24 protein-coding genes and 1 pseudogene are annotated in these 25543 nt (G+C 72.6%); 16 read left to right on the top strand and 9 right to left on the bottom strand.

All coding sequences use genetic code 11. The annotated features are described in order from the left end of the window. Positions 1 to 253: 253 nt before the first annotated feature. The 5 genes from WQ56_RS02275 to WQ56_RS02255 all read right to left on the bottom strand — a co-directional run bounded on the left by WQ56_RS02275 (position 254) and on the right by WQ56_RS02255 (position 5716). The gene (locus WQ56_RS02275) at positions 254 to 736 is read right to left on the bottom strand and encodes a cupredoxin family protein (protein ID WP_047135450.1); all 483 of its coding nucleotides are present in this window, start codon (positions 734 to 736) and stop codon (positions 254 to 256) included. Positions 737 to 876: 140 nt separating this feature from the next. Beyond that, positions 877 to 1986, bottom strand: coding sequence for a serine hydrolase (locus WQ56_RS02270; RefSeq protein ID WP_047135449.1), 1110 nt, complete (start codon positions 1984 to 1986; stop codon positions 877 to 879). Then, entirely contained in the window at positions 1983 to 3176 is a 1194-nt protein-coding gene (locus WQ56_RS02265; protein ID WP_231583327.1) for a serine hydrolase, read from the bottom strand. Before WQ56_RS02265 ends, WQ56_RS02270 begins: the two co-directional genes overlap by 4 nt. Then, positions 3173 to 4315 carry an acyltransferase family protein gene (locus WQ56_RS02260; RefSeq protein ID WP_047135448.1) on the bottom strand — a complete coding sequence of 381 codons (1143 nt, stop codon included), beginning with the start codon at positions 4313 to 4315 and terminating at the stop codon, positions 3173 to 3175. Before WQ56_RS02260 ends, WQ56_RS02265 begins: the two co-directional genes overlap by 4 nt. A gap of 3 nt (positions 4316 to 4318) precedes the next feature. Then, on the bottom strand, positions 4319 to 5716 hold the full coding sequence (locus WQ56_RS02255) for a sorbosone dehydrogenase family protein (protein ID WP_231583326.1): 1398 nt from the start codon (positions 5714 to 5716) through the stop codon (positions 4319 to 4321). Between the two features lie 112 nt (positions 5717 to 5828). On the opposite strand from WQ56_RS02255, the gene WQ56_RS02250 reads away from it, so the two are divergent. The 4 genes from WQ56_RS02250 (at position 5829) to WQ56_RS02235 (ending at position 10055) form a co-directional block, all read left to right on the top strand. Continuing rightward, entirely contained in the window at positions 5829 to 6212 is a 384-nt protein-coding gene (locus WQ56_RS02250; RefSeq protein WP_047135447.1) for a hypothetical protein, read from the top strand. A 167-nt stretch (positions 6213 to 6379) separates the two neighbouring features. Continuing rightward, a complete protein-coding gene (locus tag WQ56_RS02245; RefSeq protein ID WP_197076407.1) occupies positions 6380 to 6994 on the top strand; it encodes a DUF2242 domain-containing protein in 615 nt (204 codons plus the stop codon). A 60-nt stretch (positions 6995 to 7054) separates the two neighbouring features. Then, a complete protein-coding gene (gene gspE, locus WQ56_RS02240; protein WP_047135446.1) occupies positions 7055 to 8788 on the top strand; it encodes a type II secretion system ATPase GspE in 1734 nt (577 codons plus the stop codon). A gap of 49 nt (positions 8789 to 8837) precedes the next feature. Continuing rightward, positions 8838 to 10055 (top strand): type II secretion system F family protein, encoded by a 1218-nt coding sequence (locus WQ56_RS02235; RefSeq protein WP_047135445.1) that lies wholly within the window; start codon positions 8838 to 8840, stop codon positions 10053 to 10055. 96 nt (positions 10056 to 10151) lie between these two features. Here the strand turns inward: WQ56_RS02235 and WQ56_RS02230 are convergent, their stop codons facing one another. Genes WQ56_RS02230 through WQ56_RS02220 form a run of 3 tightly spaced genes read right to left on the bottom strand, consistent with a single transcriptional unit; the run spans position 10152 to position 12345 of the window. Next, a complete protein-coding gene (locus WQ56_RS02230) occupies positions 10152 to 10460 on the bottom strand; it encodes a DUF3325 domain-containing protein (RefSeq protein WP_047135444.1) in 309 nt (102 codons plus the stop codon). After that, on the bottom strand, positions 10457 to 12025 hold the full coding sequence (locus tag WQ56_RS02225; RefSeq protein ID WP_047135443.1) for a PepSY-associated TM helix domain-containing protein: 1569 nt from the start codon (positions 12023 to 12025) through the stop codon (positions 10457 to 10459). The genes WQ56_RS02230 and WQ56_RS02225 overlap by 4 nt, the downstream gene beginning before the upstream one ends. Continuing rightward, the gene (locus WQ56_RS02220; RefSeq protein WP_047135442.1) at positions 12022 to 12345 is read right to left on the bottom strand and encodes a hypothetical protein; all 324 of its coding nucleotides are present in this window, start codon (positions 12343 to 12345) and stop codon (positions 12022 to 12024) included. Before WQ56_RS02220 ends, WQ56_RS02225 begins: the two co-directional genes overlap by 4 nt. Positions 12346 to 12512: 167 nt before the next feature. Between WQ56_RS02220 and gspG the strand changes: the two genes are divergently transcribed. The 5 genes from gspG to WQ56_RS02195 are packed head-to-tail and all read left to right on the top strand — an operon-like array spanning position 12513 to position 15388. Further along, entirely contained in the window at positions 12513 to 12947 is a 435-nt protein-coding gene (gspG, locus tag WQ56_RS02215) for a type II secretion system major pseudopilin GspG (RefSeq protein WP_047135441.1), read from the top strand. After that, the gene (locus WQ56_RS02210; protein ID WP_047135440.1) at positions 12944 to 13468 is read left to right on the top strand and encodes a GspH/FimT family pseudopilin; all 525 of its coding nucleotides are present in this window, start codon (positions 12944 to 12946) and stop codon (positions 13466 to 13468) included. The genes gspG and WQ56_RS02210 overlap by 4 nt, the downstream gene beginning before the upstream one ends. Then, a complete protein-coding gene (locus WQ56_RS02205; protein WP_047135439.1) occupies positions 13465 to 13905 on the top strand; it encodes a prepilin-type N-terminal cleavage/methylation domain-containing protein in 441 nt (146 codons plus the stop codon). The genes WQ56_RS02210 and WQ56_RS02205 overlap by 4 nt, the downstream gene beginning before the upstream one ends. Next, entirely contained in the window at positions 13902 to 14540 is a 639-nt protein-coding gene (locus WQ56_RS02200; protein WP_047135438.1) for a prepilin-type N-terminal cleavage/methylation domain-containing protein, read from the top strand. Before WQ56_RS02205 ends, WQ56_RS02200 begins: the two co-directional genes overlap by 4 nt. Then, positions 14537 to 15388, top strand: coding sequence for a type II secretion system protein GspK (locus WQ56_RS02195; RefSeq protein WP_047135437.1), 852 nt, complete (start codon positions 14537 to 14539; stop codon positions 15386 to 15388). The genes WQ56_RS02200 and WQ56_RS02195 overlap by 4 nt, the downstream gene beginning before the upstream one ends. Here WQ56_RS02195 and WQ56_RS19205 read toward each other — a convergent pair. Beyond that, positions 15346 to 16242, bottom strand: a complete 897-nt coding sequence (locus WQ56_RS19205) for a hypothetical protein (RefSeq protein ID WP_231583324.1) — start codon at positions 16240 to 16242, stop codon at positions 15346 to 15348. The genes WQ56_RS02195 and WQ56_RS19205 overlap by 43 nt on opposite strands. Between WQ56_RS19205 and WQ56_RS19200 the strand changes: the two genes are divergently transcribed. The 7 genes and pseudogenes from WQ56_RS19200 (at position 16241) to WQ56_RS02160 (ending at position 25508) form a co-directional block, all read left to right on the top strand. Beyond that, a complete protein-coding gene (locus WQ56_RS19200) occupies positions 16241 to 16573 on the top strand; it encodes a PilN domain-containing protein (RefSeq protein ID WP_231583323.1) in 333 nt (110 codons plus the stop codon). The two genes, WQ56_RS19205 and WQ56_RS19200, sit on opposite strands and share 2 nt — an antisense overlap. Next, positions 16563 to 17216, top strand: a complete 654-nt coding sequence (gene gspM, locus WQ56_RS02185; protein ID WP_047135436.1) for a type II secretion system protein GspM — start codon at positions 16563 to 16565, stop codon at positions 17214 to 17216. Before WQ56_RS19200 ends, gspM begins: the two co-directional genes overlap by 11 nt. After that, entirely contained in the window at positions 17206 to 18045 is an 840-nt protein-coding gene (locus WQ56_RS02180) for a hypothetical protein (protein WP_047135435.1), read from the top strand. The genes gspM and WQ56_RS02180 overlap by 11 nt, the downstream gene beginning before the upstream one ends. Before the next feature lie 25 nt (positions 18046 to 18070). Beyond that, the gene (gene gspD / locus WQ56_RS02175; protein ID WP_047135434.1) at positions 18071 to 20338 is read left to right on the top strand and encodes a type II secretion system secretin GspD; all 2268 of its coding nucleotides are present in this window, start codon (positions 18071 to 18073) and stop codon (positions 20336 to 20338) included. A gap of 22 nt (positions 20339 to 20360) precedes the next feature. After that, positions 20361 to 21143 (top strand): annotated as a pseudogene (locus WQ56_RS02170) (glycosyltransferase); the annotation flags it as partial. Positions 21144 to 21331: 188 nt separating this feature from the next. After that, positions 21332 to 22207 (top strand): glycosyltransferase family 2 protein, encoded by an 876-nt coding sequence (locus WQ56_RS02165; protein ID WP_047135433.1) that lies wholly within the window; start codon positions 21332 to 21334, stop codon positions 22205 to 22207. A 301-nt stretch (positions 22208 to 22508) separates the two neighbouring features. Beyond that, a complete protein-coding gene (locus tag WQ56_RS02160) occupies positions 22509 to 25508 on the top strand; it encodes a TonB-dependent receptor (RefSeq protein WP_047135432.1) in 3000 nt (999 codons plus the stop codon). The last annotated feature ends 35 nt before the right edge of the window (positions 25509 to 25543 follow it).

The raw sequence follows: 25543 nt of genomic DNA, 5'->3' as shown, positions 1-25543 counted from the left end.
CTCTCCCACCGCCCATCGCCGGATCGGGTGTCGCGATCGAGCGGCATGGCGCGGACGCCTGTCAGGTACCGCGCCCATCTGCGGCCCGAACTCCGCTTGGTGGTCGCGGCATTCGGCAGGCGCTGGACACGGTGCGGCGGCGGGCCGGTAGGCGGGGGAGATGGTGTGGGCCGGTGGCGATGCTCGGAATCGGGCGTCGCGATCGAAGGGCTGGTGGTTCGGCGCCGCTCACTCCGGAGTCTCGCGCTCGTCGTCAGTCGATGCGCAGCCGGCCGACCATGCCGGCTTCGGCATGCCCGGGAAGATTGCAGGCGATTTCCAGCTCGCCGGGACCGGTGAACCGCCAGACGAGCTCGCCGGTGCGGCCGGGCGCGACCAGGACGCTGTTGGGATCGTCGTGGGCGCCGTGCGATGCGATCGCGGTCCCGGTGATGGTGCCAGCCTGCAGCATGTCGAGCATCTCCTGGCGATGGGCGGCGTGCAGGGCGGCATCGCCGAGATTGAATTCGTGCAACAACCGGCCGCGGTTGCGCACGACGAAACGGACCGTCTGGCCGTCTTCGACCGCCAGGGTGTCGGGGGCGAACCGCATCTCGTCCATGTCGATCTCGACGGTGCGCCGCGCCTTGGCGGCCGGGGCGGGCTGCCCGAAGGCGAAGCCGTGGGCGCCGTGGGCCAGCGCGCCGCCGCTCGCGGCGCAGGCCAGCGCCACGACGGCGGCGATCGGGGATTTCATCGGAGGTCTCTGTCTGGAATGCCCGGCCAGCGTGCCGGTGGCGGGCCGGCGGCGCCTTGATCTGGGACAAGGCGCGTGCCGGCGGCCGGCTTGAGGGCGACGGCGGATCGAGGGATACGGCGAAGCGCTGCGCCGCGCGTTCAGTGCATGGGCTGCAGCACGGTCTCGCCCAGCGCGCGGCCCAGTGTCTGGAAAGCCTGCTCGGCCTGCGTCAGCGCGTCGAAGTCCTCGGCGCAGGCCAGCACGATCGTCGCGCCGTCGCGGGCGGCCTCGGGGTCGATCACGCCGACGTTGCAGGCGCGGCGGACCTGGGTGCCGGTCTTCTGCGCGAAGTCGGTCCCGGGCGGCAGGCCCGCCGACAGGCGACGGTCGCCGGTGCCGATGGCGCGCATGTGCCCGAGCATCAGCGCGGTGCTCTCCGGCGACAGCAGTTCGCCGGCGATCAGCCGTTCGAGCAGCGTCGCGAATGCCGGCAACGTCGCCTGGTTGCGCTCGCCGCGGTAGTAGTCGGCGAACACCGCATCGAAGGTATCGGCCTTCAGCGCGCTGCGCGGCACGCCCAACTCGCGCGCGAGCGCCTGCAGCCGGGGCTCGCCGGCCTCGGCATTGCGCAGGCGCACGATCGCCACGTTGTCGAGGTCGGCGACGCCAGGATGGAGCGGGCCGTAGGCGTCGTAGCGCACCTGCAGGATCGTCGTCACCGGGCCGAAGCCGCCGCCGGTCCAGGCATGGATGCGTGCGTTGAGGTGGGCTTCGCCGATGCGGCGGATCAGCATGTCGGTCGCGGTGCTGTCGCTGTCGCGAAGCGACTTCTCGACCAGCGTGCCGATGCTCAGGCGCGCGCCCGGATCGTGCTGCAGCAGGTCGCCGGCGCCGTCGACGTAGTCGGTGCGGGCGAGTGTCAGCGTGTCGTCGAGCGACAGCGTGCCGGCGTCGACGGCTTCGAGCACGGCGATCGCGACCGGGATCTTGATCGTCGAGGACAGGTACCAAGGGCGGGCGTCGCCGCGGTCGAGCGTGCCGGGCGCGTCGCCGTAGCGGCGCACGTAGACGCCGAAGTCGCCAGGCATCGCGTCGTCGATGCGGGACACCGCCGCGTCGAGCGGTGCGATCCACGCGGCCTGCGTACCGCGCGCCTCGGCGGCCGCGGCGGCCTGGGCGGGATCGGAAGGCGCAGGCGCTTCGCCGGCGCGACAGGCGGCGAGCAGCAGCGCGGACAGCGCGAGCGACAGGCGGCGGGCTCGGATCATCGATGCACCTCTGGTGGGGGCGCTGCCGCGCTCGGGATCTTGGCTGCGGCGACGGCCGCACCGATTTCGCGCAGCGCGCGCTCGCCGGCCTGGGTATCCGCACCGCGGACGCAGGCGACGATCACGACGTCGATTGCGGGGTGGGCGGGCGCGCCGGGCAGTGTCGCGATGCCCGAATCGCACAGGCGCCGGTACTGGGTGCCGGTCTTGTGTGCGAACCGCGTGCCGGGCGGCAGGCCGGCGCGGATCCGCCGGGTGCCGGTCTGCACGCGCGCCATCAGGCCGAGCAGCTGGCGGGTGCCTGCCGGGTCGAGGGCCTGGCCGCGCTGCAGCGCGGCGAGCATGCGGCCGTAGTCGCGCAGCGTCGCGCTGTTGACGTGGGTCGCGTAGTAGGACTCGAACGCGCTGTCGAGATCGGGCAGCAGGAAATCCGACGCCGGCACGTCGAGCAGGTCCGCGAGCCTGCGCACGCGCGCCTGTCCGGGGCCGGCGCGCTGCAGCGCCAGCAAATCCTGCGACGACAGACCCGCCGCCGCGGGATGGAGCATGCCGTAGGCGCGTCGTCGCACGTCGGACAGCGTGGTGATCCGCACGCCCTGCGCGGCGATCAGCTCGGCGGCAACCGCATTGACCTGGCCGAGGCCGACGGTGCGGATCAGCACGTCGCTGGCGGTGTTGTCGCTGTGGACGATCATCTCCTCGAGCAGGTAGGCGATGGGCAACCGGGCGCCGGCGCGATGCGCGTTGGTGCCGCCGGCGCCGTCGACGAAGTCGTCGTCGCGCAGGGCGACCTGCGTGTCGAGGGTCAACCAGCCCTGCTCGATCTCGCGCAGCACCGCGATCGCGATCGGCACCTTGACGCCGGACGCGAGGTACCAGGACTCGTCCGCGCGCAGGCCCCAGGTCGCATCGTCGTCCAGACGCTGCACGTAGACGCCGATCTCGCCGGACAGGCGCGCATCCACCGCGCGCAGGCGCCGGTCGAGCGCGGCGGCCCACGCCGGCGGCCCCTGTAATGCCGCGTCCGCGACCATCTTCGGGCGCGGTGACGCGGGCTGCGCGGCAGCGGTCGCCGCGAAGAGGCCCGCGATCGCGACGCCGGCGACGGTCACGAGGTTCCGGCGCAGCATCGCGCCCCATCGCGGCGGGGCCTCGCCGCGCGGCCGCAGGGCGCGCCGGGCGGCCATCATCGACGCCGGTCCGGCGGCGGGCGAACCGCCGTCCTCAGGCGCGCCCACAGCCAGATCCACCCGGCGGTCGCCAGGATCAGGCCCGCCGTCAGCGCCAGCGCCTGCGTGTACGAGACCGCCTGGTACCAGCCCAGCACCTGGCGGAACAGCAGGAAGATCACCGCGATGTGCACGATGAACGCCATCAGCGCGTCGCTGCCGACGACCGCCACCGGCCGCAGCCAGGCCGCAAGCCGTTCCCCGCCCGCAACCGCCAGGGCGAGCAGCGCGAGCGCGCCGCCGACGCTGAAGAGCATGAACATCAGTTCGGGCGGGTGCTTGCCGGTATTGCGCGCGATCTCGACAAGCAGCGGTCGCAGCTCGCCCGCGCGCAGTGCAAATACGCCCAGCAGCGCCGCGCCGCACAGCGCCAGCGCGCAGGCCAGCGCCAGCCGCGTGCGCGCATCGCCGTACCAACGCAGCAGCAACCCGCCGATCAGCAGGCCGAGCAGCACCAGCGGTCCACGCGCGAGCTGGCCCCAGGTGTAGTAGTCGGGATGCTCGACGACGAGCGCCTGCAACTGCGGCACGCCCCAGAAATCAAAGTGGTGCAGCAGCCACCACGACGCGAACGCGACCGCCAGCGGACTGAGCCAGCGCAGCCAGGCCGGCGTGCGCGCCCACAGCGGCAGTAGCCACGGCATCCACAGCAGCGCGATCGCGTAGAACCCCAGGATCTCGACGAACGACGGGAAGTTCCGGTACAGCAGCGTGTCGACGATGGTCTCGCGGTCGTAACGGCCGGCCATCTCCACCACGGTCAGCACCTTGTACCAGAACAGCACCACCAGGCCCCGCCACAGCAGCCGGTTGCGGCGGCGCGGCCAGTCCGGCGCGCCGGTCCTGGGTACGAACGCGACCGCCAGCGCGACGCCGAACACGATCACGAACAGCGACGAGGAGAACTTGGTGATCGCATGGACCGGCACCTGGCCCCACGGCGGGAAGTCGTCGAACGGCATCAGGCCGTTGGTCCCGTGGCTGAGGATCATCAGGCAGACCGCGAAGCCGCGCGCCAGGTCGATCGTGCCGATGCGGCCCGGCGTCGGGAAGGCGGGGGACGCCGCGGTGCCGGCGTCGCGGCCGGTGGTCGCCGCCATGCGTCAGCGCGCACCGGCCGGCGTCAGCCGCCAGACCGCATTGCCGACGTCGTCCGCCACCAGCACGCCGCCGCGCGCGTCGATCGCCACGCCCACCGGCCGGCCCTGCGCATCGCCCTCGTCGTCGACGAAGCCACCCAGCACGGTCTCGATCGGTCCGGACGGCTTGCCGCCGGAGAACGGCACGAACACGACCGAGTAGCCGATCTTGGGCTTGCGGTTCCACGAGCCGTGCAGACCGATGAACGCACCGTCGCGGTAGCGCGCATCCAGTGCGTCGCCGGTGTAGAACGCCAGCCCCAGCGGCGCGACGTGCGCGCCGAGCGCGTAGTCGGGCGTGATCGACCGCGCGACCAGCTCGGGCTTCTGCGGCTGCACGCGGGCATCCACGTTCCGGCCCCAGTAGGCGTAGGGCCAGCCGTAGAAGCCGCCCTCGCGCACCGAGGTGAGGTAGTCGGGCGGCAGGTCGTTGCCGATCTCGTCGCGCTCGTTGACCACCGCCCACAACTGGCCGTTCGACGGGTGCAGCGCGAGTGCGGTCGGGTTGCGCAGGCCGCCCGCGTACTCGCGCACCGCGCCACCGGCCGCGTCCACTTCCAGCACTGCGGCCCGGTTGACCTCCTCCTCCATGCCGTTCTCGGCGATGTTGCTGTTCGATCCCACGCCCACGTACAGCTTGCCGCCGTCGCGCGCGGCGACCAGCGACTTGGTCCAGTGGTGGTTGCGGCCGGCCGGCAGTTCGGCGACGCGCTCGGGCGTGGTGGAAATCGAGGTCGCGCCGCTGGCGTAGGGCACCTTGACCAGCGCGTCGGCGTTGGCGACGTAGAGCGTGTCGCCGACCAGCGCCATGCCGTAGGGCGAGGTGAGCCCGGTCAGGAACGCGTGACGCTCGTCGGCCACCCCGTCGCCGTCGGTGTCGCGCAGCAGGGTGATGCGGTCGGCGCTGGCCACGCCGGCGCCGGCGCGCTTCTGGACCGCGCCCATGGCCAGCTGCTTGGGGCCCGGCGTGGTCTCGGTCTCGGGCTTGTTGGCCTCGGCGACCAGCACGTCGCCATTGGGCAGCACCAGCACCTGGCGCGGATGGTCGAGGTCGCGCGCGAAGGCCGTGACCGAGAAGCCGTCGCCCGGCACCGGCATGGCGTCGACCGGCCAGCCGACCGCGGGCGCGATCTCGACGACGGGCAGCGCGGCGGATTCGGGCGCGGGCAGGTACGGGTCCGGGCCGGTGCCCGTCGCGGCGCCGTCGGCGCGGTCTGCGCCCGCCTGCACCTGCGCCGGGTTCTCGGTCGGGGGATCGTCGCTGCTCATGCAGCCGGCCAGCGCGAGCGCCAGTACGGCGAGGACGGGCGCGGCGCGCAGGGCGCGGGCCGGCGATGCCGGCACGGTCGGGATCCGGGACATGGCGGGCCTTCCTGAAGGAGGACGGGTCATTGCAGCAGCGGCGCCGTGACGGACCGGTCAGCGGCCGGCGCATCTGGGATACTGTCGAGCCTGGTTTCCCGCACCGATCGCCATGTCCAACAGTCCCGGTTCGCGTCGTTCCCCGGCGGCGAAGGCCGCCCGCCAGGCGCAGGGCGCACCGATCCACGCGCAGTTGCGCGACGGCAGCGGCCGCGTACTGGCCGGCGCGACGCTGGAGGACGGCGAATGGACGATGGTGCTGGGTGGGCGCCCGGTGGCGAGCACGCCCAGCGCCGCGATGCTGCTGGCGATGCTGCGCCACACCGCCGCGGTGCAGGGCCGCGCCGGCGTGCGCACGCGGCTGTCGGTCTCCAAGGTGCTCGACGCGGCTGCGTGCGCCGAGGCGCAGGCCGCGGGCCGCACGCTCGCCGCGCACCTGGACTGGCTCGAGGCCGAGCGCCGCTCGCGCAACGATCCGGCGCCGGCGCTGCACTGACCCGGGAAGGTACCGGCGACGCCAGATCCCGCACCTGGGCGGGCCAAGCCTGGCGGCCTGCTGGACGATGAACCGGGCAGGCGGCATCGAGGAGCGCGGGGAGCGGCCGCCGCTATCATCCGCCGGTCGTCCGCCCGGTAGTGCCCGCAATGGTCCGCGTCCGTTCGTTGTCCGTCCTCGTGTCGCTGCCGCTGGCCCTCGCGCTGCTCGCGGGTTGCGGGCGCAACGCGCGCGAGGACGCGCCGTTCATGGGCGAGTCGTTCGACGCCGACGACACCTATTCGCGCACCTACGCGCTCGCACCGGCCCAGGCCTGCAGCGCAGCGCGGCTGGCGTTGCTGGGCCAGGGCTACGCGGTCGGCAGGGCCGGCGACGACGCGGTCGAGGCGACCAAGAACTTCCAGCCCGAGGACGAGGTGCACACGCAGCTGTCGGTGCGCGTGTCGTGCGTGCCGCGCGGCGCCGACCGCACGCTGCTGTTCGTCAGCGCGCTGCTCGACCGCTACGTGCTGCGCAAGAGCTCCAACTCGGCCAGCCTGGGCGTCGGTGCGCTGGGCTCGCTGTCGGTGCCGATCGGCAGCCGCGAGGATTCGCTGGTGCGCGTGGCCAGCAGCACCGTGCAGGACGCCGGCTTCTACCGCCGGTTCTTCGAGCGCGTGGGTTACTACGTGCCCACGCCCGCCACCGGCGAGCGTCGGCCGCACGCGGCGCAGGACGCCGGCGAGGATCCGCCGCCGACCGACCTGCACCGGCGTCCGGCGCAGGACGACGCGCCGCGCTGAGCCCCGCCGGGGGCGAACTGCTACAGTCGGCGCGGTCCGTCGCCGCTGGGGTCGCGTCTGGTGAATGCCGTGCTGGAAGGAGTCGAGGCGTCGTCCACCGCGCCGGAGCTGCGCGTGATCGCGCGGTTGCGCGGCAACGGCCGGCTCAAGGACGTCGACCTCGCCCGTGCGCAGCGTCTGCATGCCGAGGCCGGCGGCAGCCTGCTCGCGCTGCTCGCCCGGCTGGGCCTGGTCTCCGAACGCGACCACGCCGAGGCCTGCGCCGCGGAGTTCGGCCTGCCGCTGCTCGCCGCGCGCGAACTGCCCGAGGAACCGCCGGAGGCGGCCGAGGGCGCGACGCCGCTGTCGGTGCGCTTCCTGCGCCAGTTCCACGTCGTGCCGATCGGCGAGGACGGCGGCCGCCTGCGGCTGTGGATGTCCGATCCCTTTGATGCCTACGCGCTCGACGCCGTGCGCCTGGCCACCGGCCGCGAGCCGGCACCGGCGGTCGGCCTGCGCTCGGAGATCGACGACGCGATCGAGCGCTGGTACGGGCAGGGCCGCAGTGCGATGGGCACGATCGTCGAATCGGCCGACGGCGAGGGCGGCGGCGACGTCGACGACGTCGAGCACCTGCGCGACCTGGCATCCGAGGCGCCGGTGATCCGGCTGGTGAACCTGGTGATCCAGCGCGCCGTGGAATTGCGCGCGTCCGACATCCACATCGAGCCGTTCGAGAGCCGGCTCAAGGTCCGCTACCGGGTCGACGGCGTGCTGATCGACGGCGAGAGCCCGCCGGTCAACCTCACCGCCGCGGTCATCAGCCGCATCAAGATCATGGCCCGGCTCAACATCGCCGAGCGCCGGCTGCCGCAGGACGGGCGCATCATGCTGCGCGTGCAGGGCAAGGAACTCGACCTGCGCGTGAGCAGCGTGCCGACCGCGCACGGCGAGAGCGTGGTGATGCGCCTGCTCGACCGCGAGACGGTGGTGTTCGACTTCCAGCGGCTGGGCTTCACCGACGATTTCCTGCCGCAGTTCCAAAAGGTGCTCGACCAGCCGCACGGGATCCTGCTGGTGACCGGGCCGACCGGCTCGGGCAAGACGACCACGCTCTACACGGCGCTGTCGCAGCTCAACACGCCGGACGTGAAGATCATCACCGTCGAGGATCCGGTGGAGTACCAGATCGAGGGCATCAACCAGATCCAGGCCAAGCCGCAGATCGGCCTGGACTTCGCCAACGCGCTGCGCTCGATCGTCCGCCAGGATCCGGACATCATCATGATCGGCGAGATGCGCGACCTGGAGACCGCGCGCATCGCCATCCAGTCCGCGCTGACCGGCCACCTGGTGCTCAGCACGCTGCACACCAACAACGCCGCCGGCGGCATCACCCGCATGCTCGACATGGGCGTGGAGGACTACCTGCTGACCTCGACCGTCAACGGCATCCTGGCCCAGCGCCTGGTACGCCGGCTTGAGCCGGTGCACGCGGTGCGCTATGCGGCGTCCCCTGAGGAGATCGAGCGCTTCGAGCTGCGCCGGCACCAGCCCGAGGGCGAGATCCATCTCTACCGTCCGGGCCCGTCGGCCGCCGCGCCGACCGGCTATCTGGGACGCACCACGATTGTCGAGTTCCTGGTCATGAACGACGAGATCCGGCGCGCAGTGATGCGCCATGCCGGCATGGGCGAACTCGAGGACCTCGCGCGCCGCGCCGGCATGCGCACGATGTACGAGGACGGCATCGCCAAGGCCCTGCGCGGCCTGACGACGATCGAGGAAGTGCTGCGGGTGACGGAGGAGGCCTGATGCCGCACCCACCGCGAACCGCCCGACGTCCATCGCCCGTCGCGACGCAATGACCCTTTACCGCTACAAGGCCCTCAATCCGCGCGGCGAAGTGCTCGACGGCACGATGGACGCGTCCAGCGAGGCCGAGGTCGCGCTGCGGCTGCAGGAACAGGGGCACCTGCCGGTGGAGGCGCGGCCGGCGAGCGAGGCGCGCGGGCTCGGCGACTGGCGGGCGGCGTTCAAGCCCAGGCCGTTCTCCGGCCAGCGGCTGGTGCAGTTCACCCAGCAGCTGGCGACGCTGCTGCACGCCGGACAGCCGCTCGACCGCGCACTGACGATCCTGCTCGATCTGCCCGAGGAACCGGAGGCCAAGCGCACGATCACCGAACTGCGCGACGCGGTCCGCGGCGGGGTGTCGCTGTCGACGGCGCTCGACCGCCAGCACGGCACGTTCTCGCGCCTCTACGTGAACATGGTCCGCGCGGGCGAGGCGGGCGGCAGCCTCGAGGACACGCTGCAGCGACTGGCCGACTACCTTGAGCGCGCGCGTGCGTTGCGCGGCCGCGTGGTCAACGCGCTGATCTATCCGGCGATCCTGATCGTCATGGTCGGCGCGTCGCTGCTGTTCCTGCTCGGCTACGTCGTGCCGCAGTTCGCGGCGATGTACGACAGCCTCGATGCCGAGTTGCCGGTATTCACGCGCCTGGTGCTCGGCGTCGGCGGCTTCGTGCGCGACTGGTGGATCGTGCTGCTGTTCGCGCCGGTGCTGGCGGTCTACGCGTTCGTGCTCAAGCTGCGCGACGCGCGGTTCCGCGCGCGCTTCGACGCCTGGCTGCTGGAGCGCCGGCTGGTCGGGCCGCTGGCCGCGCGCATCGAGACGGCGCGCCTGGCGCGGACGCTCGGCACGCTGCTGCGCAACGGCGTGCCGCTGATCACGGCGCTGGGCATCGGCCGCAACGTGCTGGGCAACCTCGCGCTTGCAGCCGATGTGGAGGCTGCGGCGGCGGAAGTGAAGAACGGCGTCGGGCTGTCGTCGGCCCTTGCGCGTGGCGGACGCTTCCCGCGGCTGGCGATCCAGATGGTCCAGGTCGGCGAGGAATCCGGTGCGCTCGACGCGATGCTGATGCGCACCGCCGACACCTTCGACCAGCAGACCGGGCAGTCGCTCGACCGCATGCTCGCCGCGCTCGTGCCCGCGATCACGATGCTGCTCGCGCTGGTGGTGATGGTCGTGATTCTGGCGGTGCTGGTGCCGATCTACGACCTGACGAGCGTGATCGGGTGAGGCGCCGCGATGGGTGACCGGCGATGCATGGCAGATCCCCTCGCGGTCGAAGACCGCTTTTCCGATCGCCGATCATCCGCTACCCGATTGCGCCGATCACGGCGTGCCGCGCTGCTGCGCAGCGCGCTGCGGCTCGCGCCAGCGCAGCCACAGCACGACCGCGGCGGCGGCAACGCTCGCGACGCCCCACAGGCCCACCGCGCCCTGCGCCGCGCCCCAGGCGCGCACGCACAGGCAGGCCGCCAGCGCCAGCGCGAGTGCGCCCGCCCAGCGCAGTGCGCGTCGGCGACCGGGACCGGGCGCGCCACCGAGGACCGCGGCGTGGTGGCGGTCCATCGCCAGCGCCAGCGCCGCGAAGCCGGCCGTCGCCAACAGGGTGGCCAGCACGACCAGTGCCACGCTCATGCCGGCACCTGCGCATCGGCGACGCGCGCGCGCCGTGGCCGTCGCATGGGGGCGCGGCGCGCGTGGCGATCGACTGCCCAGGCCATCCAGCCCAACGCAGCGCCCAGCACCAGCAGGCCGATGTCCATCGCCGCCATCGCCGTGTCGCCGGCGGCGAGGCTGGCGAACAGCCCATGGCGCGTTGCAACCACGTTGTAGAGCGGGAGCGCGGCGAACAGCAGTGCGCCGATCATCAGTTGCTCGCGCCAGGCCGCGACCGGCCGGCGCACGCACGCATGCAGCATGCACGCCAGCCAGAACAGGAAGAACAGGTGGATCTCCCACTGCGCGCGCTCGGCCATGCCGGCTGGCAGCAGCCGGTTGGCCCACAGGAACACCGCCATCGCCGCCGGCAGGCCGGCGACGAAGCCGATGTTGAGCGATTCGACCAGCCGGAAGCCGACGTGCGGGCGTGCCGGGTCGGGCAGTTGCGCTCGCCGCTTGACGGTCCACAGCACCAGCCCGCTGGCGACCATCAGCGTGCCGGCCAGGCTCGAGAGAAAGAACAGCCAGCGCATCGTCATCGGCGCGAAGCGCGCCGCGTGCAGCCCGACCATGCCGCCGCGGGTGTCGGCGGCCGCGCCCCGCGGTGGCGTGCGCCAGACGAGTTCGCCGCTGGTGCCAGAGAACGCCATCGACTCGAAGTCGTAGACGATGCGTGTGTCGGGGCTGCGCGAGGCCACGACCTGCGCGGCGGCATCGCCGGGCAGGTCGATGCGCAGGGTGCCGATGCGGTCGGTCCGCCAATCGGCCGACGCGCGCGCGAGCATCGCCTCGACGTCGCCCAGCGGCGCCGGCGTGCCGCTGCGCTCCACGGTCGGCGCCTGCGGGAACAGCTCGGCGTAGAACGCCTGCTCGTCGGCGTAGCGGGCGTCGACGCCGAACGGCATGTACAGCGCCATCAGGGTGATCAGGCCGGTGTAGGTGATCATCAGGTGGAACGGCAGCGCCAGCACCGCCAGCGCGTTGTGGCCGTCGAGCCAGCTGCGCTGGCCCTTGCCGCGGCGGAACGTGAAGAAGTCGGCGAAAATCTTGCGGTGCGTGACCACGCCGCTGACGATCGCCACCAGCATGAACATCGCGCAGATGCCTGCCAGCCAGCGGCCCCACACCACCGGCATGTAGTGCATGTCGAAATGCAGCCGGTAGAAGAAGTCGCCGCCGCGGGTGTCGCGCACCGCGACCGCGCGGCCGTCGGCGTCGATCCAGGTGCGCGACGCGAACGTCTCGCGGAACGACTGGCCCGGCATGCGCCACGACACCTGCGTGCCGGCGGTGCGCGGCCCGGGCAACTGCACCGTCCACGTGTCGGCGCCCTGGGCATGGGTCTCAAGCCACGCCAGTGCCTGGCGCGCCGAGGTCGCCGTCTCGACCGGCGGCCCCAGCTCGGGCGTCATCCAGCGGGTGATCTCCTCGCGCCAGTAGGCGCTGGTGCCGGTCAGGAACATCGCGTAGAGCGCCCAGCCCACCAGCAGGCCGCTCCAGGTGTGCAGCCACGCTTGCGACTGGCGGAAGCCGCGGCTCATGCCGGCGCCCCGGTCAGCGCGACCAGGCCGCCGGCGGCCGCTGCGATGCCGGCCAGCCATGCCCCTGCCCGCAGGCCGTCGCGCGCAGCGAACGTGGCCATCACACCGGCCGCGAACAGTGCGAACGACAGCAGCGTGGCGGTCAGTGCGGCCGGCAGCGCGCCGCCGGGCAGCAGCCGCGCGATCGCGATCACCACCAGCGAGGTGGCCGCGTAGTTGCCGGGTACGGCGACCAGGACGCGGCACAGCACGTCCAGGCGGGCGACCGCGGCCGTCCGGTCGCGCGGTGACCGGACGGGGATCGGGGATGGGGTGGACATCGCGGGCAGGCGTCTGAATGGGAGCGCGGACTGCACATGATATCAAATGCGAATCATTTTCAATTGTGCCCGTGCGTGGCCGGCACGACGGCCCCGGGGCCGGGGCTTCCCGGCGCGCCCCGGTCGCGGCATACAATCCGGTCTCGACCCCAGACGAGGCAGGCCCAATGCACAACACCGTCCGATCGCATCGCGGGGGCCGCAGGGCGGCACAGGGCGGCTTCAGCCTGATCGAGATCATCCTCGTGGTGGTGCTGATCGGCGGCATCGTCGCCTTCGCCGCGAGCCGCATCCTCGGTGGCGGCGACCGCGCCCGCGTCAACCTGGCCAAGGCGCAGGTCCAGACCCTGGCCGAGAAGGTCCACCAGTTCGAGATGGACACCGGCCGCCTGCCTAGCGCCCTGAACGATCTGGTCGTGCAGCCCGGTGACGCCGGCGGCTGGCTGGGGCCATACGCGAAAGAGGGCGAGTTGCGCGATCCCTGGAACACGCCCTACGAGTTCAGGGTGCCGGGCGACGGCCAGCCCTTCGACATCATCAGTCTCGGCGCCGACCGCAAGGCCGGCGGCGACAGCGTCGACGCGGACATCCGCTACGAATGAGCCTGCGGCGGCCGCGGCCATCGGCGTCGCGCCCGCTTCCGGCCCGCGGGACCGCCGGCCGCCGGCGCGCGGTGCCGGGACGCCAGCGCGGCTTCTCGCTGCTCGAGGGGCTGCTGGTCGTGGGCCTGATCGCGGTGACCGGCGTGCTCGCGGCCGCGGCGATGGGCGGCGGCTTCGACCGCATCGCGCTGCAGTCGACGGCCAAGGAACTGGCCGCGCAATTGCGCTACACGCGCACCCAGGCGATCGCGACCGGACAGCCGCAGCGCTTCGTGCTCGATCCGCAGGCGCGTACCTGGCAGGCGCCCAACGGCCGGCGCGGCGAGATCCCCGAGCGGCTCGACGTCGAGTTCACCGGCGCGCGCGAACTGCAGGCATCCGCCAGCGAGGGCGCGATCGTGTTCTTCGCCGACGGCGCGGCCACCGGCGGCCGGATCCGGGTGGCGCTGCGCGGCGCGGCCTGGCAGGTCGACGTCGCGTGGCTCACCGGCGAGGTCCGGCTGGGCAGGAGCGCGCAATGAGACGCCCGGGCGCAGGACGCGGCCAGTCGGGCTACACGCTGATCGAGGTGATCGTGGCCTTCGCCGTGCTCGGGCTGGGCCTGATGCTGCTGCTGGGCACGCTGTCCAACGGCACCCGGCAGGTGCGCTGGGCAGCCGATGCCGGGCGCGCGGCGCTGCATGCGCGCTCGCTGCTCGACGGCGTCGGCCTTTCGATCCCGGTCGCGCCCGGCCAGAGCACCGGCACGTTCGAGGACGGGCGCTACCGCTGGACGCTCGACATCGCGCCGTTCGTCGATCCCGACCTGCCGCCGGTGGCGGCGGCGTCCCCGGGCGGGCCGCAGCTGTTCGAGCTGACGCTCGCGATGGACTGGGGCGAGGCCGGCCCGCGCGAGCGGCTGCTGCTGCGCACGCTGCGTCTGCGTGCGCCCGACGCGGCCGGCCCGGCGACGCCATGAACCGCAGCGCCCGCGGCTTCACGCTGATCGAGGTGCTGGTGGCGACCACGCTGCTCGCCGCCGGCCTCGCGCTCGCGCTGACCACGCTGCGCGCGGCGACCGCGACGGTCGAGCGCGGCGAGTCCCTGGCCCAGCGCAGCGAGCGCATGCGCGCGGTCGAGGGCTTCCTGCGCCGGCGCATCGCCTCGGCGCTGCAGATCGGCTTCGAGGTCGACGATACGACCGGCGAGCCGGTGCGCTTCGTCGGCGAGCCGCAGCGGCTGCGCTTCGTCGCCGACCTGCCGGACTACCTGGGCCAGGGCGGCCCGCACCTGCACACGCTCGCGGTCGACGACGACGGTGCGCCGCAACGCCTGACCGCGGCGTTCGCGATGGTGCTGGGCGGCCGCACGATCGAGGACGCCCGGCCGCGCCCGCCCGAGCCGTTGATCGACGACCTCACCGCGCTGCGCCTGCGTTACCGCGGCTTCGATGCCGCCGGCGCGCTCGGCGACTGGGGCGAACGCTGGGGGCCGGCAACGTTGCCGCTGCAGGTCGAGGTCGCGATCGAGACCGAGCGCGACGGCGCCTGGCCGCTGCTCGTCGTGACCCTGCCGCAGGGCACCGGGCAGGCGGCACCGGAGTCGATGCCGTGACCGGCATGCGCGGCGCGGCGCTGCTGCTGGTGCTGTGGCTGATCGTGCTGCTGTCGGCGCTGGTCGGCGCGTTCGCGCTGACCGCCCGCATCGAGAACCAGCAGGGGCGCGTGCTCGCGCGCGGCACGGTCGGCGATGCGGCCGCGCGCGCCGGGCTGGAGTACGCGCTGACGCGCCTGGTGGCGCCGGAGCCGGCGCTGCAGTGGCAGCCCGACGGGCGGCCCTACGCCTGGCGGTTCCACGACATCGAGGTCGAGATCCGCATCGTCGACGAGACCGGCAAGGTCGATCTCAACGCCGCCGAGGCGGGGTTGCTGACAGCGCTGCTGCACACCGTCGGCGCCGAACCCGACGTGGCGGCCCGCGTGGCCGGCGCGCTCGTCGACTGGCGCGACGAGGACGATCTGGTGCAGGCCGTCGGCGGCGCCGAAAGCGGCGACTACGCGGCGCAGGGACGTCCGTACGGCGCCAAGAACGCGCCGTTCGAGACCGTCGCCGAGGTCCAGCAGGTCCTGGGAATGACGCCGGCGCTGTTCGAGGCCGCGGCGCCGCATCTGACCGTCCACGGCCGCCTGCCCGCGCCCGATCCGCAGTTCGCCGATGCCGTCGTGCTGCAGGCGATGGGCGTGGACGCCGACCCGATCCTGGCCGCGCGTGCGGCCACCGGCGCGCTGCTCGCCGACGCGGTGCTGGGCGGCGGCAGCGGCACGTATAGTATCGACAGCCGTGCGCGGCTCGAGGGGGAGCGGAGCGCAAGGTTGCGGGCAGTGGTCAGGACCGGCGCAGGCGCCGTACCGGGCACGGCTTACAGCGTGCTGCGTTGGGAGGAGGGAGCTTCACCGCGATGATGTCCGCAACACCCGCAACACCCGCACCACCGGCCGCGTCGGCGCCGGCGCGCCGTGGCTGGCGCCCCGATGGACGCACATGGGCCCGGGCCCGCGCCGCGCTCGCCTGGTGGCGCACGGCGCTCGCGGCCTGGTTGCCGGCGCGCGTGCGCGAGGCGTTCGGTCTGTCCGGCCGCCGGCTGCTGCTGCAGCCGCAGGGCGAGGTCCTGCGCCTGGCCCTGCACGAGGCGGGACGGGTCCGGGAACTCGCGCAGCTGCCGTTGTCCGAACTGGCCGCGCCGGCCGGCGACCCGCTGGCGCCGCTGCTGGGCGACCGGCTGGCCGAGACGCCGCGCTGGCTGCTGCTGCCGGCCCGCACCGGCCTGCGCCGGCGCATGCAGTTGCCCGAGGCCGCGGCCGACCGCCTGCACGACGTGCTCGGCTTCGAGATCGACCGGCAGACACCGTTCGCCGTCGGCGACGTGCGCCACGGCCACCGGTTGCTGGGGCGCCGCGGCGAGGGACAGCTCGACGTCGAACTCGTCGTGGTGCCGCGGACCACGATCGACGCGCAGCTGGCTGCGCTCGGGGCGCTGGCGCCCACGCTCGCCGGCATCGACCTGGCCGACGACGACGGACCGCTCGGGGTCGACCTGATCGACGCCGATAGACGCCGGCGCCGCGAGGACCCGCAGCGGCGCCTGCAGTGGCTGCTGGCGGCGATCGCGGTGCTGCTGGCGACGGGCGGCCTGTGGCAGATGCGCGAGAACCGCCGCGAGGCGGCCGACGCACTGCAGGCGACCGTCGACGCCGCGGCGACGCGCGCGCGCGGCATCGGCGCAGCGCCAGCAACTGGTCGACCTGCGCGAGGGCATGGCATTCCTGCAGGCGCAGCGCGCGGCGCGGCCGACGACGGTCGCCGTGCTCGACGAACTGAGCCGGCGCCTGCCCGACAGCACGTCGCTGGAGAAGGCCGCGATCGAGGGCGACCGGATCCTGCTGATCGGCCTGAGCACCGAGGCCTCGGCGCTGGTCGGTCACCTGCAGGGCTCGCCGCTGTGGCGCTCGCCGGCGCTGGCCGGTGCGCTGCAGAACGATCCGCGCACGCGCTCCGACCGTTTCACGCTGACCGCCGAACTCGCGCCGCCGCCCGCAGCCGCCGCGCCGGCACCGCAGGAGGCCGCCCGTGCCGACGATGCCCGATAGCCCGGTGCCGGCGCGCGACCGCTGGCTGGCGCTGGCGCTGCTGCTCGGCGCGCTGCTGCTCGGCTACCTGGTGCTGCTGCATCCGTGGTGGACGCAGCCGATGCGCGAGCTGGGTGCGCGCATCGACACGCTGCAGGAGCGCGAACTGCGCGTGCGCCGCGAACTGGAACAGGCGCCGCGCGTGCGCGCCGAGCTCGAACGCGCGCGCGAGGCGATGGCGGCCGCCCCCGGCTTCATGCCGCAGTCGAGCGTCGAGCTGGCGACCGCGGCGCTGGTGCAGCGGCTCGAGAACGCGGTGCTCGAGGCCAGTCCCGGCAACCGCAGCTGCGCGATCAGCAACCGCTCGCCGCTGGCTGGCGGCCGCAACGAGCGTTACCCGCGCGCCACCGTCCAGGTGCGGCTGCGCTGCGGCATGCCCGAACTCGCCGCGGTGCTGCATTCGCTCGAGGCCGGCACGCCGCGGCTGTTCGTCGACAACCTCAACATCCTCAGCCAGCGGCACACGCTCGCCGCCGGCACCGCCAGCGGCGGCGTCGACGTGAGCTTCGACCTGTCGGGCTACGTGCTGCCCGGTCCGGCGGCCCAGGGCGCCGCGCCCGCCCGGGGCGCCCCGGCCACGGAGGGTTCCGCCGATGCGGGTTGACCGCTTCAACCCGCGGACCTGGCTGCTCGGCGCGGTCGCCGCGTGGGCGCTGGCGTTCCTGCTGCTGACGCTGGCCGGGCTCGGCGGGCGGATCGGCCAGCGCGAGGACGACGGCAGCGATCCGGCCGCGGCCGGCCAGGCGCTGCCGGCCGTACCGGCGCAGCCGCCGCTGTCGCAGTACGGGGAGATCGCGTCGCGGCCGCTGTTCTCGGCCGACCGCCGGCCCCATCCGTTCTTCATCGATCCGCAGGACGAGGGCGGGGAGGGCGCACCCGGCTTCGACTTCGTGCTGACCAGCGTGCTGCGCACGCCCGACTTCGCGATGGCGATTCTGCAGCCCAGCGGCGGCGGCGAGTCGATCCGCCTGCGCGTCGGCGAGGCGCCGCAGGCCACGCCCGGCTGGGTGCTGGGTAGCGTCGAGGCGCGCAGCGTGGTGTTCAACGGCCCCGAAGGCCCGCGTACGCTGGAACTGCGCGTGTTCGACGGTACCGGGGGCCAGCCGCCGACCCCGATGGCGCCGCCGGTCGCGCAGGACCGTGGCGTGCCGGTGCCGTTGCACGCACGGCGCATGCCCGTTCCAGCACCGCCACCGCCGCAGGACACGCCGCAGTCCGGCGACGCAGGACGCGCCCAGGCGCGCAACCGTGGGCCGTCGGGAAGTGGCGAGGCCGCCGCCGGCGGCGCCGCTGTCGAAGGCGCCGCCGGCGCGGCGGAGGCGCAGGTCGAGGCGATCCGCCGCCGCATCGAGGAACGGCGTGCGCGCCTGCGCCAGGAACAACAGCAGCAGCAACGGCAGCCGTCGCCGTCCAACCCCGCCCAGGATCCGTAGACTCCAGTCGATGAAGCCTCTTTCGATGACGCCAGCCCTTCCGTTCAGGACGATCGCGATCGGCACCTGCATCGCACTGCTCGCCGGTTGCGCCAGCGCGCCGCCGCCGACCCTGCGTCGCGATGCCGACCTGCGCCAGGGGGTGGAGGCCGATGCCACCGGCGTCGCCGACGGGCCGCGCGTGCAGCCGCTGGTCGACGACGACGACCGGCCGCGGCCGCAGATCCGTCGCGGCAGCGGCACGGTCATCAACCAGGGCGCCGCGGCCGCGCCGCCGCCGACGCTCGGCGGCGGCACGACCGGGCAGGCCTCGTTCAATTTCGAGGGCGAGTCGGTCCACGCGGTCGCCAAGGCGATCCTCGGCGACATGCTCGGCCAGAACTACGTCATCGCGCCGGAAGTGCAGGGCACGGTCACGCTGGCCACGCCCAAGCCGGTGAGCGCGGCGCAGGCGCTGAGCCTGCTGGAGATGGTGCTGGGCTGGAACAACGCCCGGATGATCTACAGCGACGGCCGCTACAACATCGTGCCCGCCGACACCGCGCTCGCCACCGGCACGGTCGCGCCGCGCACCGGCGGGACCGGTGCGGCGCGCGGCTTCGAGGTGCGCACCGTGCCGCTGCGCTACATCTCGGCGACCGAGATGGAGAAGGTGCTCGAACCGTACGCGCGGCCCAACGCGATCGTCGGCGCCGACAACGCGCGCAACGTCATCACGATCTCGGGCAGCCGGTCCGAGCTCGACAACTACCTGCGCACGATCGAGATCTTCGACGTCGACTGGCTGTCGGGCATGTCGGTCGGCGTGTTCCCGCTGCAGTCGGGCAAGGCCACGCAAGTGGTCGCGGACCTGGAAAAGGTGTTCGGCCAGGACAGCGAATCGCCGGTCTCGGGCATGTTCCGCTTCATGCCGCTCGAGGGCGCGAACGCGGTGCTGGTCATCACGCCGCAGGCCGACTACCTGGGCGAGATCCAGCAGTGGCTCGAGCGCATCGACAACGCCGGCCAGGAACCGCGGCTGTTCTCGCACGAACTGAAGTTCATCAAGGCACGCGAGCTCGCGCAGCGGCTGTCGGAGGTGTTCGGCGGCAGCGGTGGCAGCAGCAGCGGCCAGGACGGCGCCTCGCTGATGCCGGGACTGAGCGGCAACACGCTGCGCAGCGGCGGTCTCGACGGCGGCACGTCGGGCGGCCGCGGCGGATTCGATTCGACGACGGGCGGCCTGGGCAGCAGCTCGGGCATGGGCGGCGGCCGCGGCGGCATGCGCGGTGGCGGCGGCAGCGGCGGCGACATCGGCCAGATGCAGCTCGACGAGCGCCAGGACGGGCCCAGCAGCGTGACGCTGGAGGTCGGCGGCGACCGCGTCGGCGTGTCGGCGGTCGACGAGACCAACACGCTGCTGGTGCGCACAACCCCGGCCGCGTGGCGCTCGATCCGCGACGTCGTCGAGCGGCTCGACGTGATGCCCGCGCAGGTGCACATCGAGGCGCAGGTGGTGGAGGTGCTGCTGCGCGGCGAGCTCGAATACGGCGTCAACTGGTTCATCGAGAAGGGGATGACCGACAACAACCTGCCGGTGTTCGGACCGCCGGGCGGAGATCCCGGCGTCAGCGGCCCCAGCCGCTGGAGCACGCTCGGCGCCAGCATCGGCGGCGTGTCGGGACCGGGCCTCGCCTGGTCGCTGGTCAAGAACGATGCGGCGGCGGTGATCCGCGCGCTGGACGAGGTCACCGACGTCAACATCCTGCAGTCGCCGTCGGTGTTCGTGCGCAACAACGCGATGGCCGAGTTCAACGTCGGTGCGAGCATCCCGATCTCGTCGAGCAGCATCAATCCGATCCTCGGCGACAGTGCCTACACCAACGTGCAGTACCTGGAGACCGGCACGATCCTGAAGGTTCGTCCGCGCGTGACCCGCGACGGCATGGTGTTCCTGGACATCGTGCAGGAGGTCAGCTCGCCCCAGCCGCAGAACACCGCCGACGAGCTGGGCAACGTGCGCATCGATACCCGACGGCTGAAGACCGAGGCCGCGGTGCAGGCCGGCGACACGGTCATGCTGGCTGGCCTGATCCGCGACGAGGTGTCGAGGTCGTCCTCGGGCATTCCCGGCTTGAGCCGGATCCCGGTGATCGGCAGCCTGTTCGGGTCGCAGGCGACGAGCAACGAACGCAGCGAAGTCATCGTCCTGCTGACGCCGACGATCGTGCGCAATCCCCAGGAAGCGCGCCAGCTGACCGACGAGTACGGCCGCCGCTTTCGCGCGCTGCAGCCGCTGCGTCCGCGCGACTGACCATGACCGGGGACGCGCGCGCATGACGGAGTTGCCGGTCGTGCTGCTGCCGGTCGGGCACGACGACGATGCGCTCGACGCCTGTCTGGCCGCGCTCGACGCCGGCACGCCCGCGGGCGCGCGCGTCTGGCTGGCCGACGACGCGCGCATCGGCCCGCGCGGCGCGCAGATCGTGCAGCGCTGGCTGGCGCGCACGCCGTTGCAGGCCGACTACACCTGCCGCCAGCGCGGCATCGGCGAGGTCGCGCACCTGGACGACGTGCTGCGCGCCTGCGGCGATGCCGACGTTGTCGTGCTCGCCCCCGATGCGGTGCCGCTGCCCGGCTGGCTGGTCGAACTGGCCGCGTGTTTCGCGCGCGATGCCTCGATCGCCACCGCGACGCCCTGGTGCAATGCCGGCGAGGCGGCGTCGTGGCCCCGCATCGGCGAGATCGCGCCGGTGCCCGACGATCCGGCGCGGCTCGCGCGCGCCTGCCAGCAATTGCCGCCGCTGCATCCCGAACTGCCGGCCGCGATCGACCACGCGGTGCTGCTGCGCGGCAACGCCCGGCGCAAGGCCGGCGGGCTCGATGCCGCGAGCTACGGCTCGTGGTATGCCGCGCTGATCGACCTGTCGCTGCGCATGGCCGGCCTGGGCTGGCGCAACGCCCTGTGCGAGACCGCGTTCGTCGCGCGTGGCGGCGAGGGCGGCCCGGCCGAAGGCGACCTGGACGTGCTCGCGGCCCGCTGGCCGGCGTGGCACGCGCGGTTGGCCACGTACCTGATGGACGACCCGCTGCATGCCTGCCGCGCGCGGCTGCAGCAGCGCTGCGCGGCGCTCGGGGAGGCCCCGACCCAGGCGGGGCTGTTTCCCCCGCAGGACGCGGCTGCGGACGATGGCGCGTCATCGTCCTCCATCGGCGTCGCGGGTGGGGCGGGCGACGCCGGTCGCGACGCGGCGGCAGACCCGGTGTCCGCGCACGAACCCGCCGCTGGGCCCGGGCCGGCGACGCGATGAGCACGATCTCCACGCCCCGCCGCGCGGCCGACGTCGTTGCGGTCGTCGTCACGTACCAGAGCGCGAGCACGATCGACGATTGCCTGCGGCGCCTGCGCGCGGCCGACGGCGTCGCGCAGATCCGCGTCGTCGACAACGGCTCGGTCGACGAGACGCTGGCGATCGTGCAGCGGCACGCCTCGCTCGATCCGCGCGTGCGCTTCATCGGCAACCCCGACAATCCCGGTTTCGCGGTCGCCTGCAACCAGGGCGCCCGCGACGCCGACGCGCCGTGGATCGCGTTCGTCAATCCGGATTGCCTGGTCGAGCCCGACACGCTGGTGCGTCTGCGCGCGCACGCCGATGCGCTTGGTGGCGACTGCCTGCTCGGCACCGAACTCGTCGGCGAGGACGGCGTGCGCGACCCCGCGGCGCGGCGCCGGGATCCCGATTTCGCCGCGATGCTGCGCAGCGCCACCGCCCGCGACCTGGCGCTGCCGCGCGACGACGCGCAACCACTGCAGCGCGTGGATGCGGTGTCCGGCGCGCTGATGCTGCTGTCGCGCACGCTGTTCGCACGGATCGGCGGTTTCGATACCGGCTATCGACTCCACGCCGAGGATCTCGATCTGTGCCGCCGCGCCCGCGAGGCGGGAGCCGTGGTCGCGATCGCCAACGACGTCGCGGTGCTGCACGTGCGCGGCGTGTCCAGCCGCGCGCGACCCCTGTTCGTCGAATGGCACAAGCACCGCGGCCTGTGGCGCTACTTCCGCCGGTTCGAGGCCCCACGACGCAGCATCGCGCAGCGAATGGGCGTGTGGCTCGCGATCTGGCTGCGGTTCGTGCTGGTGGTCCTGCGGCCGTCGCGCCAACAGGGCATGCCACCCGCGTAGCCGGCCGGCGACGGGCGCGAGCGGCGCTGCCGCGTCCACCAACCACGTTACGCCGGCGGAAAAACGCCGCGCTTGGCGCATCCGCGCCGGGCCCTGTGCTTCGGATCGTGTGCCGCCGGGCCAAGTCTGCAACCGTGCTGGATGCGGGCGTTCGTGAAAAATTCATCCGCATGACAGGGGGATGCAAAAAAACCGGCATCTGAAGGGCCAAGGTGATCGTTTTTTGCAACCAATTGCTTCGATCCGCTCAATACCATGCATGGGTAGCCCGCTTGCCGTATCCAGCAAGGAGTTCGCCCCAATGCCTGCGTCCGCCACGCCCGTCCCGTGCCGCACCGCCGACCGGCTGTCCCGCTCGATCTGCGCCGCTCTTGCACTCGGCACCGTGCCTTGGGTCCCGGCCCTGGCGCAGGCGCCCACCACCGCCGCCGCGCCCCATACGCTCGATTCGGTACAGGTCACCGGCTCGCGCATCCAGCGTCAGAGCAACAACACCGACACCGCGCAGCCGATCGGCGTGATCTCGGGCGAGGTGTTCGTCGAACGCGGTTTCACCAATGCCGCCGAGGCGGTGAACCAGTTGCCCGAGGTGATCGGCTCGCTCAGCGATGCCGGCGACCAGGAGGGCGGGCAGACCGGCAAGCAGTTCGTCAACCTGTTCAACCTCGGCTCGGAGCGGACGCTGACGCTGGTCAACGGGCGTCGCTTCGTCGGCTCGAACGCCGCCGGTGGCGGGCAGGGCGGCAACCAGGTCGATCTCAATAACATCCCGGCCAGCCTGATCGACCGGATCGAGGTGGTGCAGGCCACCGGCTCGGCGGTCTATGGCTCGGACGCGGTCGCCGGCGTGGTCAACATCATCCTCAAGAGCAAGTTCGAGGGCGCCGAGCTCGACGCCCAGACCGGCCTGTCGGACCGCGGCGACTACGAGCGTCACGCCTTCAGCCTGACCGGCGGCACCGGCTTCGCCGACGGCCGCGGCAGCGTCGTCGTCAACCTCGACTGGTCCAAGTCGGGTGCACTGGTCGCCGCCGATCGGCGCTGGACCTCGCGCGGCTTCACGTTCGCGCCCAATCCGGCGAACACCTCCGACAGCGACGGCATTCCGGCCTCGGTCGGTCGCGAGGATCACCGCATGTCCGAGCATCCGCTGGGCGGCACGCTCTACACCGCGCCGGCCCCGCTGGCGCAGTTCCGGCTCAACGTCGGCGGCGGCCCGGTCCGCTTCGACCATACCGGCAGTCTGGTGCCCTACGACGTCGGCGACTACGTGCAACCGGCCTATGCGTTCGGTGGCGACGGACTGAAGATCTCCGAGTTCACGTCGGTGCGCACGCCGGTCGAGCGCCACGTGCTGACCGCGCTGGGGCACTTCGACCTGACCGATCGCGTGCGCCTGAGCGCCGAGGTGATGGGCGCGGAGATGAGCGCCTACGAGCCGATCAACCAGGGGGCGTACAACTCGGCGCTGCTGACCACCCAGCCCAACGGCGCGCTGCGCTTCGGCACCGACAATCCGTTTCTGAGCGACCAGGCACGCGACCTGCTGACCGCGAACGGCGTTGGCAGCTTCTGGCTGTCGCGCTTCCACACCGACATCCTGCCCGCCTCGGGCGTCAGCAGCCGCAGCCGGACCCAGCGCGGCGTGCTGGCCCTGGACGGCAACTTCGAGGCGGCGGGGCGCTACTTCCACTGGAATGCCTCGGCCAACTTCGGTCGCAACGAAGGTGGCTTCAGCAGCTACGGGATCCTGCAGCAGAACTGGCTCCAGGCGATCGACGCGGTGCGCGATGGCAGCGGCAACATCGTGTGCCGCGTGGCGCTGACCGACCCGGGCAGCGCGTGCGCGCCGCTGAACCTGTTCGGTATCGGCCAGTCCAGCCAGGCGGCGCGCGACTACGTCACCGGCGTGTTCGGCGCGCAGTACGAGACCCGGCAGAACAATTACCAGGTCAACTTCGGCGGCGAGCTGGCCGAGCTGCCGGCCGGCTCATTGAACTTCGTCACCGGCTGGGAGTATCGCAAGGAGTTCTCCGACTACCGGCCCTTCGAAACCTCGGCACTGGGCCTGGGCCGCAGCGCACCGGTCGCCGCGATGCGCGGCGAGTACGACACCAATGAGCTCTACGCCGAACTGCTGGTGCCGGTGCTGGGCAACGGCGTCGCGCTGGGCCCGGTCACCGGGCTGGAGTTCGACGGCGCCTACCGCACGGTCGACAACTCGCTGGCCGGCGACAACGAGGCGGTATCGGCGGGCATGCGCCTGACGCTGTTCGAGGACCTGACCCTGCGCGGCACCTGGAACAAGACCTTCCGCGCGCCGAGCCTGTACGAACTGTTCCTGCCGCGTTCGATGATGACCGGCACCGGCGTCGACCCCTGCGATGCGCGTTACATCGACACAGGGGCGAACGCTTCGCTGCGCGGGTCCAACTGCCGCGCCGAGCTTGCCGCGCTGGGCGTCGATCCGAACGCGCCGCTGAATTCGCTGATCACCAACGTGCCGACCGAGATGTACACCGGCGGCAACGCCGCGCTGAAGAACGAGCTGGCCGAATCGTGGACCGCCGGCATCGTCTACGCGCCGCGCCAGATGCCGGGCCTGTCGCTGGTGGTCGACCACGTCGAGATGAAGATCAAGGACGCGATCTCCTACTTCGACGCGGCCTCGACGATGCAGGCCTGCTACGACCAGCCGATGCCCAACCCGTACTGCGGGAACTTCGAGCGCGGTCCGGACGGCCAGATCGTGCAGGGCTCGATGCAGGTCGGCTACACCAACGCCGGCTACGTCGACTTCGGCGCGACCAGCTTCGCGGCCAACTACCGGCTGCCGATCGGCGATCGTTTCGGCAGCCTGGACCTGGGGCTGAACGTGATGAAGATGCGCAAGCTGCTGGTGTCGGTGTCCGGCCTGGGCTTCGACGAGTACGACGCCGTCGGCACCGGCCTGCTGTCGAGTTCGCTGCTCGGGCCGACGCCCGAGTACCAGGCGCGCTTCAACGCGCGCTGGGAGAACGGCCCGGTGACGGTCAACTGGAACACGCAGTGGTACGACGCGGTGGTCTACGACCACAGCTACACGATCGAGACCCGCGACATCCTCGGCGTGCCGAGCACGATCAAGCACGATGCGTCGGTGCAATACGCGCTGACCGACCGGCTGTCGCTGCGGTTCATCGTCAACAACGTGTTCGACCGCGAGCCGCCGGTCAACATCGCGGTCGGCGCGGGCGCCTACAACGACCTGTCGGACGTGATCGGCCGCTACTACTTCGCCGGCGTGAACTACCGCTTCTGATCCGTGCGCCTTCGTGCCTCACGCCCGGGTAGGCG

The organism is Luteimonas sp. FCS-9 (genome assembly GCF_001014645.1).
Lineage (GTDB): Bacteria > Pseudomonadota > Gammaproteobacteria > Xanthomonadales > Xanthomonadaceae > Luteimonas.
The sequence above is the reverse complement of the archived record's forward strand: the minus strand, read 5'-3'. Positions and strand labels throughout refer to the sequence as shown.